The organism is Methylosinus sp. H3A (genome assembly GCF_015709455.1).
GTDB lineage: Bacteria > Pseudomonadota > Alphaproteobacteria > Rhizobiales > Beijerinckiaceae > Methylosinus.
On record NZ_JADNQW010000005.1, the window covers coordinates 4,031,667 to 4,045,709 of the forward strand.

At 60.2% G+C, this 14,043-nt stretch carries 21 protein-coding genes and 1 pseudogene; 12 read left to right on the forward strand and 10 right to left on the reverse strand.

Features of this window, described 5'->3' with window-relative positions:
• The first annotated feature begins 224 nt into the window (after positions 1 to 224).
• Together IY145_RS21620 and IY145_RS25360 are read left to right on the forward strand one after the other, a co-directional pair.
• Complete coding sequence (locus IY145_RS21620) at positions 225 to 467, forward strand: FitA-like ribbon-helix-helix domain-containing protein (RefSeq protein ID WP_196410663.1); 243 nt, start codon at positions 225 to 227, stop codon at positions 465 to 467.
• Positions 464 to 724 (forward strand): hypothetical protein, encoded by a 261-nt coding sequence (locus IY145_RS25360; RefSeq protein ID WP_210332711.1) that lies wholly within the window; start codon positions 464 to 466, stop codon positions 722 to 724. Before IY145_RS21620 ends, IY145_RS25360 begins: the two co-directional genes overlap by 4 nt.
• Positions 725 to 767: 43 nt before the next feature.
• Here IY145_RS25360 and IY145_RS21630 read toward each other — a convergent pair whose 3' ends face one another.
• On the reverse strand, positions 768 to 1,118 hold the full coding sequence (locus IY145_RS21630; RefSeq protein ID WP_196410082.1) for a hypothetical protein: 351 nt from the start codon (positions 1,116 to 1,118) through the stop codon (positions 768 to 770).
• A gap of 62 nt (positions 1,119 to 1,180) precedes the next feature.
• On the opposite strand from IY145_RS21630, the gene IY145_RS21635 reads away from it, so the two are divergent.
• From IY145_RS21635 to IY145_RS21655, 5 genes are all read left to right on the forward strand, one after another.
• Positions 1,181 to 2,383, forward strand: coding sequence for an IS256 family transposase (locus IY145_RS21635; protein ID WP_196406404.1), 1,203 nt, complete (start codon positions 1,181 to 1,183; stop codon positions 2,381 to 2,383).
• A 182-nt stretch (positions 2,384 to 2,565) separates the two neighbouring features.
• On the forward strand, positions 2,566 to 2,760 hold the full coding sequence (locus tag IY145_RS21640) for a CsbD family protein (RefSeq protein WP_196410083.1): 195 nt from the start codon (positions 2,566 to 2,568) through the stop codon (positions 2,758 to 2,760).
• A gap of 235 nt (positions 2,761 to 2,995) precedes the next feature.
• Complete coding sequence (locus IY145_RS21645) at positions 2,996 to 3,139, forward strand: DUF3096 domain-containing protein (RefSeq protein ID WP_083967044.1); 144 nt, start codon at positions 2,996 to 2,998, stop codon at positions 3,137 to 3,139.
• Between the two features lie 359 nt (positions 3,140 to 3,498).
• Entirely contained in the window at positions 3,499 to 3,663 is a 165-nt protein-coding gene (locus IY145_RS21650) for a DUF3309 family protein (protein ID WP_196410084.1), read from the forward strand.
• Positions 3,664 to 3,757: 94 nt separating this feature from the next.
• Positions 3,758 to 4,459 carry a VIT family protein gene (locus IY145_RS21655; RefSeq protein WP_196410085.1) on the forward strand — a complete coding sequence of 234 codons (702 nt, stop codon included), beginning with the start codon at positions 3,758 to 3,760 and terminating at the stop codon, positions 4,457 to 4,459.
• A gap of 207 nt (positions 4,460 to 4,666) precedes the next feature.
• On the opposite strand, the gene IY145_RS21660 is transcribed toward IY145_RS21655, so the two are convergent.
• Positions 4,667 to 5,869: an IS256 family transposase gene (locus IY145_RS21660; protein ID WP_196406404.1), complete on the reverse strand. Its 1,203-nt coding sequence runs from the start codon at positions 5,867 to 5,869 to the stop codon at positions 4,667 to 4,669.
• Positions 5,870 to 6,089: 220 nt separating this feature from the next.
• Here IY145_RS21660 and IY145_RS25365 point away from each other — a divergent pair.
• A pseudogene (locus IY145_RS25365) lies at positions 6,090 to 6,212 on the forward strand (ATP-binding protein); the annotation flags it as partial.
• An 86-nt stretch (positions 6,213 to 6,298) separates the two neighbouring features.
• Here IY145_RS25365 and IY145_RS25900 read toward each other — a convergent pair.
• Both IY145_RS25900 and IY145_RS21665 read right to left on the reverse strand, forming a co-directional pair.
• The gene (locus IY145_RS25900; RefSeq protein ID WP_312030645.1) at positions 6,299 to 6,604 is read right to left on the reverse strand and encodes a methyltransferase domain-containing protein; all 306 of its coding nucleotides are present in this window, start codon (positions 6,602 to 6,604) and stop codon (positions 6,299 to 6,301) included.
• A complete protein-coding gene (locus IY145_RS21665; RefSeq protein ID WP_246722145.1) occupies positions 6,562 to 7,374 on the reverse strand; it encodes a hypothetical protein in 813 nt (270 codons plus the stop codon). The genes IY145_RS25900 and IY145_RS21665 overlap by 43 nt, the downstream gene beginning before the upstream one ends.
• Between IY145_RS21665 and IY145_RS21670 the strand changes: the two genes are divergently transcribed.
• Positions 7,373 to 7,708, forward strand: a complete 336-nt coding sequence (locus IY145_RS21670) for a hypothetical protein (protein ID WP_196410086.1) — start codon at positions 7,373 to 7,375, stop codon at positions 7,706 to 7,708. The genes IY145_RS21665 and IY145_RS21670 overlap by 2 nt on opposite strands.
• An 82-nt stretch (positions 7,709 to 7,790) precedes the next feature.
• Here IY145_RS21670 and IY145_RS25905 read toward each other — a convergent pair whose 3' ends face one another.
• Positions 7,791 to 8,180, reverse strand: a complete 390-nt coding sequence (locus IY145_RS25905; RefSeq protein WP_246722146.1) for a hypothetical protein — start codon at positions 8,178 to 8,180, stop codon at positions 7,791 to 7,793.
• Here IY145_RS25905 and IY145_RS25910 point away from each other — a divergent pair.
• Entirely contained in the window at positions 8,091 to 8,360 is a 270-nt protein-coding gene (locus IY145_RS25910; RefSeq protein WP_246722397.1) for a putative phage tail protein, read from the forward strand. The two genes, IY145_RS25905 and IY145_RS25910, sit on opposite strands and share 90 nt — an antisense overlap.
• Positions 8,361 to 8,797: 437 nt before the next feature.
• A complete protein-coding gene (locus IY145_RS21680; RefSeq protein ID WP_196410087.1) occupies positions 8,798 to 9,319 on the forward strand; it encodes a hypothetical protein in 522 nt (173 codons plus the stop codon).
• A 75-nt stretch (positions 9,320 to 9,394) separates the two neighbouring features.
• Here the strand turns inward: IY145_RS21680 and IY145_RS21685 are convergent, their stop codons facing one another.
• Positions 9,395 to 10,141: an FkbM family methyltransferase gene (locus IY145_RS21685; protein ID WP_196410088.1), complete on the reverse strand. Its 747-nt coding sequence runs from the start codon at positions 10,139 to 10,141 to the stop codon at positions 9,395 to 9,397.
• A gap of 64 nt (positions 10,142 to 10,205) precedes the next feature.
• Positions 10,206 to 10,979, reverse strand: a complete 774-nt coding sequence (locus IY145_RS21690) for an FkbM family methyltransferase (protein ID WP_196410089.1) — start codon at positions 10,977 to 10,979, stop codon at positions 10,206 to 10,208.
• 214 nt (positions 10,980 to 11,193) lie between these two features.
• Between IY145_RS21690 and IY145_RS21695 the strand changes: the two genes are divergently transcribed.
• A complete protein-coding gene (locus tag IY145_RS21695; RefSeq protein ID WP_196410090.1) occupies positions 11,194 to 12,153 on the forward strand; it encodes a TIGR02594 family protein in 960 nt (319 codons plus the stop codon).
• Here the strand turns inward: IY145_RS21695 and IY145_RS21700 are convergent.
• From IY145_RS21700 to exbB, 3 genes are read right to left on the reverse strand one after another with little or no spacing between them, the layout of a single operon-like run.
• Positions 12,080 to 12,817 carry a TonB family protein gene (locus IY145_RS21700; protein WP_196410091.1) on the reverse strand — a complete coding sequence of 246 codons (738 nt, stop codon included), beginning with the start codon at positions 12,815 to 12,817 and terminating at the stop codon, positions 12,080 to 12,082. The two genes, IY145_RS21695 and IY145_RS21700, sit on opposite strands and share 74 nt — an antisense overlap.
• Positions 12,818 to 12,829: 12 nt before the next feature.
• Positions 12,830 to 13,213, reverse strand: a complete 384-nt coding sequence (locus tag IY145_RS21705; RefSeq protein ID WP_196410092.1) for a biopolymer transporter ExbD — start codon at positions 13,211 to 13,213, stop codon at positions 12,830 to 12,832.
• Positions 13,206 to 13,634, reverse strand: coding sequence for a TonB-system energizer ExbB (exbB, locus tag IY145_RS21710; protein ID WP_196410093.1), 429 nt, complete (start codon positions 13,632 to 13,634; stop codon positions 13,206 to 13,208). The genes IY145_RS21705 and exbB overlap by 8 nt, the downstream gene beginning before the upstream one ends.
• Positions 13,635 to 14,043 lie beyond the last annotated feature (409 nt).

The window sequence follows — 14,043 nt, forward strand, 5'->3', positions numbered from 1 at the left end:
CACATCCGTGCAATTTCGACTGTTCCGCCACAGCCGCAACGCTCCCTATCAAGGATCGTTGGGCGGACGGAGCTTTTGCTTCGTTCCCCTTGCCGGCGAGGCCGGAAAAGGCCCACGTGAAGCGTCCCGCGAAATTCACGTCGCGCGATCCGTCCGGCAACGCCAAACTTGATTGCAGTGCAATCATTGCCTATTTTGCTGGCGACGCCATTCTGGAGGCTGTCGTGGCAAGCATCACAATCCGCAATCTGGACGACGATTTGAAGCGCCGCTTACGCATGCGTGCGGCTGAACATGGCCGCTCCATGGAAGAAGAAGCACGGGAAATCCTGCGCCGCGCGATCGGCAGCGTCATCGCGCCGAAGAATCTCGGCCAGGCTATTCACGCCCGCTTCGCCGCTATCGGCGGCGTGGAGTTGGAGCTTCCCGCGCGCGGCCCGATGCGCGAACCGCCATCGTTCTCATGAACGAGGCCATCATCCTGCTGGACACCAACGTCGTCTCCGAGCTGATGCGGCCTAAGCCCGCGCAGGCGGTCTTGGAGTGGTTCGCCGCGCATGACCTGGTGCCAAGTCCCGACCTGTCATCGCTTCTTGCGGCGCGGCTAGGGCAGATGGCCAAAGAGACCGCCATCGCGGCTCGATCCTCGAGCGACTCGTCGGCCTCACCTTCCTCAGAAGCGACGAAATTCGGAGCACCAATGTGCTTCCTGTTTGTTGTCTAGCGACAGGCAACATTATCGGCCCCGCCCTGATGGCAAGACCCGCCTACAGGTAACGCTCTGCGAAAACGCGCAGCGCGGAGGCGCTCGTGTAAGCAGCGTATTTTTGATGCTCGTTGTTCTTTCTTGGATCAGCGAAATCGCACACCGACTTGATTGCGAGCGCCGTCACTTGGGGCAACGGGCTTTCATCCGCGGCGACCATCACTCCATATGCCTCCATCTCAATGCCGAGGGTCTTTCGATGTTGGCTGCGAATTGTCGCTACCAGAGCTGGGTCTTCGAGAACCGCCGCGCCCGAGGCGACTGGGCCGATCCGCATGGATAACACAGTCTTCCGAACTTGTCCGCTCCAAGTTCGCCTGATTTCGTCGAACGCCGCATGATCTTGAAGCATTTTTGCCGGGACTGTCAGGAATCTTGTGTGTGGGGCCATAGTAGAACCGCAGGAGGCGGGCTATGGCGATCAAGAAGGGCACATTGGACCAATTGCTGTCGGGACGCGATCCGAAGGAGGTTTTTTCCAAGGATGGCTTGTTCGATGAGCTGAAGAAGGCGCTGGCGGAACGGGTTCTGAACGCGGAGATGGACGACCATCTCGAGAGCGAAGCGGCGGCGGGCAAGGCGAACCACCGCAACGGCTATTCGAAGAAGACCGTGCTGACCGAGACGTCGAAGATCGACATCAGGGTCCCGCGGGACCGGGAGGGGAGCTTCGATCCCAAGCTGATCGCGCGCTATCAGCGCCGCTTTCCCGGCTTCGACGAGAAAATCGTGTCGATGTATGCGCGCGGCATGACGGTGCGCGAGATCCAGGGCCATTTGCTCGAGCTCTACGGCCTGGAAGTCTCGCCCGATCTGATCTCGACAGTCACCGACGCCGTGCTGGAGACCGTCGCCGAATGGCAGAACCGGCCGCTCGAGGCGATGTATCCCTTGGTTTTCTTCGACGCGCTGCGCGTCAAAATCCGCGACGAAGGCCTGGTCCGCAACAAGGCCGTCTATGTGGCGCTCGGCGTCACGCCGGACGGAACGAAGGACATTCTGGGGCTTTGGATCGAGACCTCGGAGGGCGCCAAATTCTGGCTTCGGGTGATGAACGAGCTGAAGAACCGCGGCGTCGGCGACATACTGATCGCCGTGGTCGACGGCCTGAAGGGCTTTCCGGAGGCGATCAATGCGGTGTTTCCGCAGACGACCGTGCAGACCTGCATCGTGCATCTCATTCGAAACTCGATGGAATTCGCCTCATACAAGGACCGCAAGGCGATCGCCGCCGCGCTGAAGACGATCTATCGCGCCCCGACCGCCGAGGCGGCCAAAGAGGCGTTGGAGGCCTTCGACGGCGGCCATTGGGGCAAGAAATATCCGTCGATCGCGCAGGGCTGGCGGCGCAATTGGGAGCAGGTCATCCCGTTTTTCGCCTTTCCGATCGCGGTACGGCGGATCATCTACACGACGAACGCCATAGAATCCTTGAACGCGAAGCTGCGGCGCGCCGTGCGGACGAGAGGGCATTTTCCGACTGACGATGCGGCGATGAAGCTCCTCTATCTCGTCTTGCGCCAAGTCGCCGGGGAGTGGAAAATGGCGCCGCGCGAATGGTGCGAGGCGAAAAATCAATTCGCCATCATGTTCGACGATCGCTTCGTCGCGGCGTGATGGAAACCCGGCCCCGCACACAAGATTCCTGACAGTCCCGTTCCGGGCCGATCTGTCGGCCCCGCTCCATGAGATCTGATCGGCCTGCAAGCCAAAGCGCCCACTGCGCCACTCGTCAAACTCCCGTATGCGCCCTAGTTAATGACAAACCAACGGGACATAAACCAACAGGGGATCATGTCATGGACAAGGAAAGCATCAAGGGCGCGGGACAGAAGATAAAGGGCAAGATCGAAGAAGTCGCGGGGAAGGTTCTCGGCGACAAGGAACTCGAGCTGCAAGGCAAAGCCGATCAGCTCGGAGGCGCAGTTCGCAGCGCGGTCGGAGAGGCGAAGGACACAATAAAGGACGCGATCAAGGACGCCAAAAAAATCTAACTAAGCGAACGACGCGTCGTCGTCGACTAGGGAGGCGTACGGACTTCCAGGCATCTTCATCGCGCGGCTCTTTGCCACGCGCCTCTGCAGGTTCGCCTTTGCGATTTGCACTGTCGGCGCCTGACAATCGGAGCGAAATCGATTCATCTCGGATTGCGATTTCGCTCCGTCGGCCTAATTCAAGGTATGATCCGGTTCGTAAAATCTCCAAAAATTGCTTTAAGGGAGTAGGTCCATGAACATCAGCATCGAGCACCTCCAGCCGATCGTCTCGCTGCTCGCCGGCGTTCTCATTCTGATCATCCCTCGGCTCCTCAACTACATCGTCGCGATCTTTCTGATCGTATCGGGAATTCTGGGCCTCGGGTGGATCAAATGACGACTAGCGATAGCACTTCTCCGAGCGGCGACGCACGCCGCCGAAAAGCGATAGCGTGCAATTAGGTTTTGGCATTCATTGAATGCATTTCCTCATGTTGTCGCAAAGTCGGTGGCCCGAGAGGGCGAGCCGGCGCTGTGGCGTCATTGAACGATTGCACAGCCGCGCTACGTTTTTGAAAGAGTCGAGCAGCTCGTTCGAACCTCGATATTGGAAAAAGCCCCTCGCCGTCGGGCTGAATCGAGACGGCCGCATACGGGCTTCTTTCGCCAACCAGCATCGCGCCCCAGCGCCTCGGCAAGGAATGCGACGCTGAAGTGCGCCGCTCTAGTTTGGCTATCACAAATGGAGATAAGCTCATGTCGATCGGGCTCATACTCGTCATTCTCCTTATCATCTTTTTGTTCGGCGGCTTCAGCGGCCGTTTCGGCGGCTATGGCTATGGCTACGGTCACGGCGGCGTCGGCGTGATCGGCATAATTCTGATCATCGTCGTCGTGTTGCTTCTGACAGGACAGCTTTGATCGAGACCGCTGCAACTCATCGGTGTAACGTGCATGGAAAGCGCACACGGACGCCTTGTTCGCACCAGCTCAGGCGTCGCGCGAACGGTGTCCGATGAGTCGTCTTCGCCTGCACGCCGAGAAGCACCTCGTCGATCGCATCGGTTGGCTGAGAGCAGCAGTGCTCGGGGCCAATGATGGGATTGTCTCGACCGCGAGCCTGATCGTCGGCGTAGCCGCGGCGGCCGCGACGCGAAACGATGTTTTGATCGCGGGCGTCGCTGGACTGGTGGCTGGAGCCATGTCGATGGCCGCTGGCGAATATGTGTCCGTCAGCTCGCAATCCGACACCGAGCGAGCGGATCTCAAGCGTGAACGTAAAGAGCTGAGCGATAACGTCGCGTTCGAACTCGATGAGCTCGCCGACGTCTATGTCACACGCGGTGTCGATCGAGAGCTTGCGCTTCGAGTCGCCGAGCAAATGATGGCGAAAGACGCCCTGACTGCCCACGCGCGCGATGAGCTCAGCATTTCAGAGATCACCACCGCCCGTCCGGTGCAAGCGGCGCTGACATCCGCAGCTACGTTTTCGCTAGGCGCCGCCATGCCCTTGCTCATGGTCGTCGTGGCGCCCATCGGCACGCTTGTCCCCATCGTGTCCGTCGCGTCCTTGGCCTTCCTCGCGCTTTTAGGCGCCATCGGGGCAAGAGCAGGCGGCGCCGATGTTCTGCGCGCGACGACTCGAGTGACATTCTGGGGCGCGTTGGCGATGGCCCTCACCGCCGGCATCGGGAAAGTTTTCGGCACGGTCGTTTGAAGATTGGATTCGCGAGAGGGGCATGCTTTGTGAAAACCGGAGCGAGCTGCATGGTGTCTGCGCGCATCACGGAACGCAACATTCGCCGCAGACCGGCCTCGATCCTGCGACGTTGGATAAGAGTCGCGATGCAATAAGCATGGCGGTCCCGGAGGGAAAGGCCAGCGAGGGACTGTCAGGAATCTTGTGTGCGGGGCCGGGTTTCCATCACGCCGCGACGAAGCGATCGTCGAACATGATGGCGAATTGATTTTTCGCCTCGCACCATTCGCGCGGCGCCATTTTCCACTCCCCGGCGACTTGGCGCAAGACGAGATAGAGGAGCTTCATCGCCGCATCGTCAGTCGGAAAATGCCCTCTCGTCCGCACGGCGCGCCGCAGCTTCGCGTTCAAGGATTCTATGGCGTTCGTCGTGTAGATGATCCGCCGTACCGCGATCGGAAAGGCGAAAAACGGGATGACCTGCTCCCAATTGCGTCGCCAGCCCTGCGCGATCGACGGATATTTCTTGCCCCAATGGCCGCCGTCGAAGGCCTCCAACGCCTCTTTGGCCGCCTCGGCGGTCGGGGCGCGATAGATCGTCTTCAGCGCGGCGGCGATCGCCTTGCGGTCCTTGTATGAGGCGAATTCCATCGAGTTTCGAATGAGATGCACGATGCAGGTCTGCACGGTCGTCTGCGGAAACACCGCATTGATCGCCTCCGGAAAGCCCTTCAGGCCGTCGACCACGGCGATCAGTATGTCGCCGACGCCGCGGTTCTTCAGCTCGTTCATCACCCGAAGCCAGAATTTGGCGCCCTCCGAGGTCTCGATCCAAAGCCCCAGAATGTCCTTCGTTCCGTCCGGCGTGACGCCGAGCGCCACATAGACGGCCTTGTTGCGGACCAGGCCTTCGTCGCGGATTTTGACGCGCAGCGCGTCGAAGAAAACCAAGGGATACATCGCCTCGAGCGGCCGGTTCTGCCATTCGGCGACGGTCTCCAGCACGGCGTCGGTGACTGTCGAGATCAGATCGGGCGAGACTTCCAGGCCGTAGAGCTCGAGCAAATGGCCCTGGATCTCGCGCACCGTCATGCCGCGCGCATACATCGACACGATTTTCTCGTCGAAGCCGGGAAAGCGGCGCTGATAGCGCGCGATCAGCTTGGGATCGAAGCTCCCCTCCCGGTCCCGCGGGACCCTGATGTCGATCTTCGACGTCTCGGTCAGCACGGTCTTCTTCGAATAGCCGTTGCGGTGGTTCGCCTTGCCCGCCGCCGCTTCGCTCTCGAGATGGTCGTCCATCTCCGCGTTCAGAACCCGTTCCGCCAGCGCCTTCTTCAGCTCATCGAACAAGCCATCCTTGGAAAAAACCTCCTTCGGATCGCGTCCCGACAGCAATTGGTCCAATGTGCCCTTCTTGATCGCCATAGCCCGCCTCCTGCGGTTCTACTATGGCCCCACACACAAGATTCCTGACAGTCCCGCCAGCGAAGGTGAAATCACGCGGACCCGCCGATCGAGCGTATCGCGGCCCCGCAGCAACGCCGCCGTGAGAGCGGCAAAAAAGCGCTACGAGGTCACGCCACGTCGAGCAAATCTGCATCGCTGTCGCTTGCATCGAAGCCTATGTCGAAGGGCTCGATCACACGGCATACCGACGATCGCCGACGCCATCCTCGACCGCGTCATCCATAACGCCTACCGGCTCGAGCTCTCCGGCGACAGCCTCCGCAAGCGCCGCTCGGCGCCCGCAAAACTCGAACAGGCTTGACCGCGTCCACGACGCGCAACATCATTCAAATCGATCTGCGCACGCACGACGCCGGTGACCGACATCAAATCGGAACGCTGGCCGGCTTAGTCGGAATACTTCAATCCGCACACGATCTTCGGATGCGCTACGCCGAAGACGATCTCGACCAACGTCGGCAGACGGTCGGCGTCCAAATGCTCGATCACCTCTACGAGGGCGACGGCGTCGGCATCGGCCCAGCGCGCATCGCGATAGGTGAGCGCGCCATGCAGCAGACTCCCGCGCTCCATCGAAGGGCCTCCGGCGCGATCGAGCTTCAGGCGCTCCCTGGCGCGCTCCAACGCGCGGGTGGAGGCGTCAAGACCGATCACACGCTCGAAGCTGCGGTCGTTGACCAGCCGTTGCAGCAGCCGACCTTCTCCGCAGCCGAGATCGGCGACGCTGCGCCCGCCTCCTTCAACATGCCAACGACGGCGTCGAGCCGCCGATCGTGCAGACGCAGCGGCGCTTCGAGCCCCTTTTCGCGCGGCGGCGACTTTTCGTCCTCGGGGCCGTCCTCATTCTCGGCTTCCGGCGCAAGACGCGCGAGGGCGGCGCGCGCGAGACTGCGGCGGTTCTTCAAAAAGCGCCGCGCGATCGTCTCCCGCTCGGGATGCGCAGCTAGCCAGGCGCCGCCTTTGGCGACGAGTTTCTCCACCTCGTCGTCGCCGACCCAATAATGCTTGTCGGCGTCCATCGCCGGGATCAGCACATAGAGATGGCCGAGCGCGTCGGCGAGACGCAGTGTCCCCGTGAGCCGCAGCTCGACATAGCGCGGAGCGCCGTCGGCTTCCTCGATGCGGCGCGCCTCCACAGTCCAGCCGAGCGGCGCGAAGAGGCGCTCCAGCAAATCGCCGTCGCGCGGCGCCGGCAGGGGCGCGACCGAGAGGAAGGACGACGCGGCATAGGGACGGTCGTTGACATATTGATCCGCGACCCCTTCGCCGCCGCCGCGCACGAGAGCGACCGGATCGAGGTCGAGGATCAGAGCCGCCTCACAGCGTTGCGCATCGGCCTGCGGGAAAAACGCGGTTCCGCGTCCGAAGGACAGCTCGACGTCATGGGCGCGATCGGGATGCTTCATCAGCAGGAAGCCGAGATCGGTGGCCGGCGCATGCGTGGTGGCGATGGACAAATACATGGCGGATATCGAGTTTGCTCGGCAATGCCGTTCGGCGCGGAAGCCGATAGCAGGCGCGCTTCGACTTGTCTCGGCCGAGGGCGGCGAGCGTGAGGCGGAGATCGACGCCGCTGACCTGCGGATCATCACGCCGATGGTCCGCGGTCTTGCGCCACAGCGATCGCCGCCAAGCGCCCGGTTTCGCACCGAACCTCGGCGGGACGCAGAAATCGACTTGGGTTCAGTCCCCTCCCTGTCCAGGACAAAATTTTTGCTGGAGGCGGTAACATCAGACAGCCCGCCATGTAGCGCCCTTCAAATAAATCTGGGCTTCGAGATGAATGCGAGAGAATGATCACTTGCAGGTGCGGCACAATCTGCATAACATCGCCAACGGCGACGACAATCAAGCATCTGATTTATCAGGATTTACGCGCCTACACTTCGCCTCCTGCCCGGCCCACCAATGAATTAAATAACTGCCGAAGCGTGTAAGCGATGACTCTGCCATCCAGCTTGGCGAGCTCGGTGGCGCTATCCATCGCCGTCTTGACGCTCCTTTCGCCGATGGCGATCACAACAGCTATCAGCATCGCTTCTGGCGCGCCGTCGCCGATCCGCTCGCCGATCTCTACGCCAAGACATGGAAGCTCGCCCTCGCCTCCACAACCTGCACGCTCTCCGGCCCCGAGGATGCGGCGAATGACGCGCTCGCCGATTGGGAGAGCGAGTTCGGCCTGCCGGACCCTTGCCTCGCCGGCGTTACGCAAACGGTCGAGCGCCGCAAGCTGTTCCTGCGCATGCGTATCGCCGCCAAGGGCGGGCAATCGATCGCCTATTTCATCTGCCTCGCGGCGACGCTCGGCTATGAGATCGCGATCAGCGAAAGTCGCCCCTTCCGTTGCGGCCAGGGCCGATGCGGCAAGACGCAGATCGGCAGCGCGAACAATGAGGTGATCTGGCGCGTCTATGTGACGATTGCGGGCAGTTCAAGCTTCAGGGCCTAACGAACAAGCAGGGCTATGGTATTCTCGACGACACGAACTCTCTCGGGTCGAGCCTGACCGACAACGATCTGACAGGCAACTATACGGGGGCGCTGCTTGATTCCTCAACGGGGGCCGTAACCAGATGGAATAACCTTCCGGCTACGATCCCGAATGTGTCGCATAATGTTGGCGAATCCTACACGGTAGCATCGCTAGGCGTGTGCATTTATACGACGACATATGCGATTGTGAGGGCCGTCCATGACGGCGACGCCGGCCTCTCTATCGGCCAGACTATCGTCAACAGCGGCTCCGGAGCGACATACTATTTGGTGGTGTGTAATGGCCTTGAATGGATTAATATCTCTAACTCGGAAGGTAACACAGGAACAGGAGCAGTTGCGCATGCTACGTCGCCTGTCTTCGTCATACCTAGTCTCGGCGACGCGACTGCAATGACGCAAGCGGCCTCCGATAACTCTACAAAGGTCGCGACGACTGCGTTTTTCGTCGCGCAGCTCGGTATTCCGCACACGTGGTCCGCCTTGCAGACGTTTTCTGGGGGTATCAGCGCCGTCAACATCGGGCTTACCGCTGGTGGTGTGTTCGGCGCGAACCTCGACGCGACCTTCACCCACTATCTCGGCCACGGCATGTCCGAGTTTACGAACTACTTCACGATCGTCCCCTACTTTTCGCGCTACGTTGGCAATAATTCCGGGACCGGCGGTGAGGTTGCTTCAGCAGTCGAATACCAACGTGTCTATGAAGATGGGGCGGTGATGTTCTTCGGGCAGCTGAGTATGAATACGGCTAAATTGGCCGGCTTCCTGGTCAGCGAGTTCCCGACATGCAATGCAGGAGCGGGCGGGACCGAGTCCTACGTCACGGACGGCGACGCCGGGCTGCGTGGGGCGCGACGGTCGTTAATTCCGGCTCCGGCGCAACGCCGTATAAATTATGGTGCAACAAGATGAACTGGACCGTCTCCGGGAAGTGACTTAGATGCGCTTTGAGGAGAACGCGGCGGCTCCGCGCCGCCGCGTTGAGCATCAGCGCGGGATGCAGAAAATATGCGGGTTGTCGAAGGCGGACAGCCACTTATAGTCAATCTGACCATCGATCTCGATCGTATCGGCGAATATCTCGGGCAACACGATATACCGCCAATTGCGGTAGGACAGGACCGAGAAAATCTCCTCCGTCACTGCCCCGCGATCGGCGAATAGAAACGGGTGAAGCTCCAAGTCGATCGTCGGGCGCTTCGATAGGACTCGCGACGCGCCGCGGACGGCTCGAAGGTCTGAGCCTTCCACGTCGATCTTGATGAAGTCAACGCGCTCGTCGGTGGGAATGTCATCGTCGAGGCGAACGATCCGCGCCTTGATATCGCTGTTCGAATCCGCGTAGGCGTTGCTGCTCTGGAAAGAGATCGAAATCTCCGCATTTTCGTCGCCAACGCCGTAGGGGCGCACAGTGACATTGTCGAGCTTGTTCAGTTCGATGTTTTGCCTGATGACGGCGATGTTATCGGGGACGATCTCGTAAGAGTAGACTTTCCCGGCCGGCCCCGTCCAATGTGAAAACAAAACAGACATCATCCCATGATGAGCGCCGCAATCAACGACAGTATCGCTAGTCTTGATTAGACTTTTGCAAATGGCGCGCTCCGGCATGAACTGATTTTCACCGCCATCATACCACTGTTTACCTACGTCGTTCACGATCAAAAACGGGAACGATAGGTCATCAAATCGCCTATTTTTGGCGACATACGGTTTGAACGCAATATCGGACATATCATTCCTCAAATGTTCCAGTTTGTCGTACCACTATCTGCTCCTATGTCGGAAATAAAATATCCTATACTGGCTTAGCAATGAGGTCGATATGGCAAGTCTGGCGCGCAACGGCGATGGAGCCGTACGTTACCATAAGTCCAGCGCTGTCCGACCCGAAATACATCTCGCCGCCATCATTTTCGAGGATGTAAAGATTATAACCTAGATTGATGAGGAACCTAAGATAGTCCTCTGCATCCCACCCACCGCTGGCAGCTAAGCAACCCGGTGAAAATTCCGTTGTGATAATTGGCCTGTCTGTTTTGATGCGATCAGCCATGCCGCCAAGGGCGTGCGGCTCAAACCCTTCGATATCGATTTTGATGAAGGCGATGCGCTTATCGGTCGGCAAGAGGATATTGAGGGGGACGGCTTGGACAATCCAGTCATTCAAAGCATCTGCGTCGACGTTCATGTGAGACGCCGACCCGTTTGTGAAGCGCGCAGAGAATGAAAGTAGCTCTAGTTTCGAGCCGGCGGCAATGTGAATAATCTTGACGTTAGAAAAACGGTTCGCTCGTCGGCTAGATTCAAGCAGGCGCACGTTATTTACGTTTGGCTCTACGGATATAACGAGGCCGTTGTCGCCGACTATCGACGCCGCGAGCATCGAGAAGAATCCAATATTTGCTCCTATGTCTATTACCAGATCTCCGGGACGGATGTATCTATGAAATGCTGCCGTAACATGCTCTTCCCATACCTTAGTTCCAGCTACATGCCGACCGACATCGTCGTCTTCTAGATCAGTATATAGTTTGAAGGCGGGTAGTTCAGTAATTACCACATTGGGCATTTGTCATCCCCTATCGTAAGCACGTCCATTTAAATCGTATCTCTTAAAGCATACTACCTCATCATATGCAAAGGCAGGGGTAGTGTCTACTGAGACACTACCAAGGCAGGCTGGCAGACCGCAGATAATTCCTCGCCGGCACTGCCGCATCTACCCATCCCGCAAACGATCGGCGCGCCTAACGGCGGCTTGATCTCCCCCTGAAAGGCAAAACATGACGACGATCTCCGCCACCGCGACTTCCGCGGGGTCTCTCGACGCGCGCGCGATTCAGCGCGCGCTCAATGCGAAGGGCGCGCGCCTCGCCGAGATGGCGAGCTCGGCCCGGCGACGCTCGCAGCGATCTATGCCGCCGTGCAGGCGAGTGTCGGCGGTATGGCTGCGAACTGGCCGCCGGCCGCGGCTGCGCATCGCCTATGAGCAGATCATGCTGCGCGACGCCGGCCTCTATCGCGGCGCGATCGACGGACTCGCGGGCCCGCAGACGCGCGCGGCGCTCGCGCAATGGGAGCGGCTGACGTCTTCGGCGTCGGCGGCTGGCGCAATCCCGCCGTGGCTCGCTATCGCGCGCTCCTACATCGGCACGCATGAGGGCGTCGGCGCGCGCGATAATCCGGTCGTCCTCGAAATGTATCGCCTCGCCGGCCATCCCGAGATCAGACACGACTCCGTCGCGTGGTGTACGGCATTCGTCGGCGCCTGTCTCGCCGAAGCCGGCCAGGACGGCACAGGGACGCTCTGGGCGCTCGATTACGCCAAATGGGGGCAGAGCCTGCTCTCGCCGATCGTCGGCGCTATCGCGACCAAGAAGCGCACAGGCGGCGGCCATACATTCTTCGTCACCGATTTCGACGCGAAGACCGTCTGGGGATGCGGCGGAAATCAGGGCAATCAGGTCAGCATCGTGCCCTACGCGCGCTCGGCGAGCCGTGCCGCGCTCCGGCAGCACAACTCTGATGACGGCGCGACGCCGGTCCTGGCGACGACCTCCAGCACATTTACGCGATCACGTCCGAGGAGTTGCGGCGAAGCGCACGCACGGCGTCGATCTTGTCGGTGGACATCCTCTCGGCCTCGTCTTCGAGGCGTCGAGAGCTCGATCAGCGCTCGGGACCAAAGACGACGTCGATCGCTACATTCATCTCCCGCGGCGGCGGCCCGAATGGCGCACTGACGCGAACCGTCTGCATCGCGGCGGCGTCGAGCTGCGGCTCACCGCTGCTCGAAACCACCTTCACGCTGTCGGATCGAATCTGCCCCCCGGCCAGAATGAAGAACGATACTTTCGTCACGCCCCGCCAAGCGGCGCGCCGCCCAGCCTCGGGATAGACGAGCCGCCCGTGTATCTTCTTGGACACCAGCTTGCCATAGGCGCGGCGCAGCGTCTCCTCCGACACTTCACGATGCGCGATGGTGCGGGCGAGCTGTTGCTCCTCCACGCCATTCACCTGCGTCGAGCCGGCGGGCTCCGGTTTCGCGGGCGCTTGGGTCGAAACAGTCACCGCATTGGCCTGAAGCGGCGAGCCATCGTCCGCCACGGGCTTTTGCTCCGAGGGCGGGGTCGGCTGCTGCGCCTGCACGGCGTTCTGGGCGGCCTGCTGCGTCTGGCCCGCAGTGTCTTGCTGGACCTTTTCATCGGCTTGATCGTCCGAGACGAGGCCGTCCATCTCGAGGACGAGCGTCGATCGATCGTCCTCTACCGGCTCGAGACGCGAGAGGATGAAAGGCAGGGACAAGAGCGCGTGCAAAGCGAGCGAAGCCGCGAAGCCGTGATAAATAGTGAAACGAGTTCCTCGTCCGCCATCATTCGCCGTCATGGCCACCGCTTGCATAGTCATCGCGGACGCCTCCTATTTCCCGCCGGCCTTGGTCTGCACGGCGACTTTGGTGAAGTTGAATCGTTTCAGAATGTCGGCGACATCGATGAAGCTTTGGAAGGCGATGGCGCGGTCGGCGCGAATGAGAAAGGCCGTTTCCGGCGGCAGCGCTGTGAGCCGGCCCGGCAGCTCCTCTTTCGTCACGGCGCGACCGTCGAAATAAATGCTCCCGTCGACGGTGAGCTCGATCGTTCTGTCCTTCTGCTTTTCGACCTTCGCCTGCGTCGCGTTCGGCAGCGACACGGGAATGCGGCCAGTCGCGATAAAATTCGCCGTGGTCAGCACCATGGTCAGAAGCACGAGCATCACGTCGACCAGCGGAATGACGTTGAGCGTCTCGAAAGGCTTCTCATCCATTGGCGATCTCCCATTTCAGCATCAGCACCTTCGTCTTCCGCAGCAGGGCGTTGTAGGAGACCACAGACACCAGCGCGACGACGAGGCCGACCGCCGTCGCTTTGAGGGCGAGCGCGAGGCCCGCCATGATCTTGCTGGCGTCGGCCGAGGCGTCGAGGCCCATATTGTAGAAGGTCAGCATGATGCCGAGCACGGTGCCGAGCAGGCCGATATAAGGCGCGTTCGACGCGACGGAGGCGATCACCACGAGCCGCTTCGTCAATTCCAGCTCGAGCGCCTTGACGCTGGCGAAAGTGGCGAGGTCGATCGAGCGGTAGAAGAAGACACGCTCGAGGGCCACGGCGACGACGATGACGCTGAGCGCGGCCAAGAGACCGATGACGCCGAAATCGATCGCCGTCGAGAGCCATTCCATCTGCATTTTTCTGAATTCTCCCGATCGACGGACATTTATCCGATTTACATGAATAAGCAAGAGCCGGCGTCTTTACTGCAAAAAGCGCGCCTTTCCTCCTCGCCGGCTTTTTTTCGATGCGGGCTTTGCATTTTTCGAGCACACAGACCCTCCAATAGCGAAGCCACTTACTATTTCAGCTTTATCGCAGGGCGCCGCGCGACCCAAAAATGGGCTGAACGCCTACGATTTCAGCATTATGTGAATTCGCAGACGTAATGTAAACAACACATATTTCCAACTCGAAGCTGATCGACGTCTTCTGAAAGCTCCCCCCGAGGCGTCGACGCCGATGCTCGGAGACTCCTTGCGTTCCGTTCGGCTCGAATTCGATACGAGGGGTTCGGCCTCGCCAATCCGACGGGAGGCGCCGTCG

Bases quoted from the DNA above. Each gene is read 5' to 3' on its own strand.
- IY145_RS25360 (WP_210332711.1), top strand. From the start codon at position 464: ATGAACGAGGCCATCATCCTGCTGGACACCAACGTCGTCTCCGAGCTG.
- IY145_RS21630 (WP_196410082.1), bottom strand. From the start codon at position 1,118: ATGCTTCAAGATCATGCGGCGTTCGACGAAATCAGGCGAACTTGGAGC.
- IY145_RS21635 (WP_196406404.1), top strand. From the start codon at position 1,181: ATGGCGATCAAGAAGGGCACATTGGACCAATTGCTGTCGGGACGCGAT.
- IY145_RS21640 (WP_196410083.1), top strand. From the start codon at position 2,566: ATGGACAAGGAAAGCATCAAGGGCGCGGGACAGAAGATAAAGGGCAAG.
- IY145_RS21645 (WP_083967044.1), top strand. From the start codon at position 2,996: ATGAACATCAGCATCGAGCACCTCCAGCCGATCGTCTCGCTGCTCGCC.
- IY145_RS21650 (WP_196410084.1), top strand. From the start codon at position 3,499: ATGTCGATCGGGCTCATACTCGTCATTCTCCTTATCATCTTTTTGTTC.
- IY145_RS21655 (WP_196410085.1), top strand. From the start codon at position 3,758: ATGAGTCGTCTTCGCCTGCACGCCGAGAAGCACCTCGTCGATCGCATC.
- IY145_RS21660 (WP_196406404.1), bottom strand. From the start codon at position 5,869: ATGGCGATCAAGAAGGGCACATTGGACCAATTGCTGTCGGGACGCGAT.
- IY145_RS21670 (WP_196410086.1), top strand. From the start codon at position 7,373: ATGGCGGATATCGAGTTTGCTCGGCAATGCCGTTCGGCGCGGAAGCCG.
- IY145_RS21665 (WP_246722145.1), bottom strand. From the start codon at position 7,374: ATGTATTTGTCCATCGCCACCACGCATGCGCCGGCCACCGATCTCGGC.
- IY145_RS21680 (WP_196410087.1), top strand. From the start codon at position 8,798: ATGACGCAAGCGGCCTCCGATAACTCTACAAAGGTCGCGACGACTGCG.
- IY145_RS21685 (WP_196410088.1), bottom strand. From the start codon at position 10,141: ATGTCCGATATTGCGTTCAAACCGTATGTCGCCAAAAATAGGCGATTT.
- IY145_RS21690 (WP_196410089.1), bottom strand. From the start codon at position 10,979: ATGCCCAATGTGGTAATTACTGAACTACCCGCCTTCAAACTATATACT.
- IY145_RS21695 (WP_196410090.1), top strand. From the start codon at position 11,194: ATGACGACGATCTCCGCCACCGCGACTTCCGCGGGGTCTCTCGACGCG.
- IY145_RS21700 (WP_196410091.1), bottom strand. From the start codon at position 12,817: ATGACTATGCAAGCGGTGGCCATGACGGCGAATGATGGCGGACGAGGA.
- IY145_RS21705 (WP_196410092.1), bottom strand. From the start codon at position 13,213: ATGGATGAGAAGCCTTTCGAGACGCTCAACGTCATTCCGCTGGTCGAC.
- exbB (WP_196410093.1), bottom strand. From the start codon at position 13,634: ATGCAGATGGAATGGCTCTCGACGGCGATCGATTTCGGCGTCATCGGT.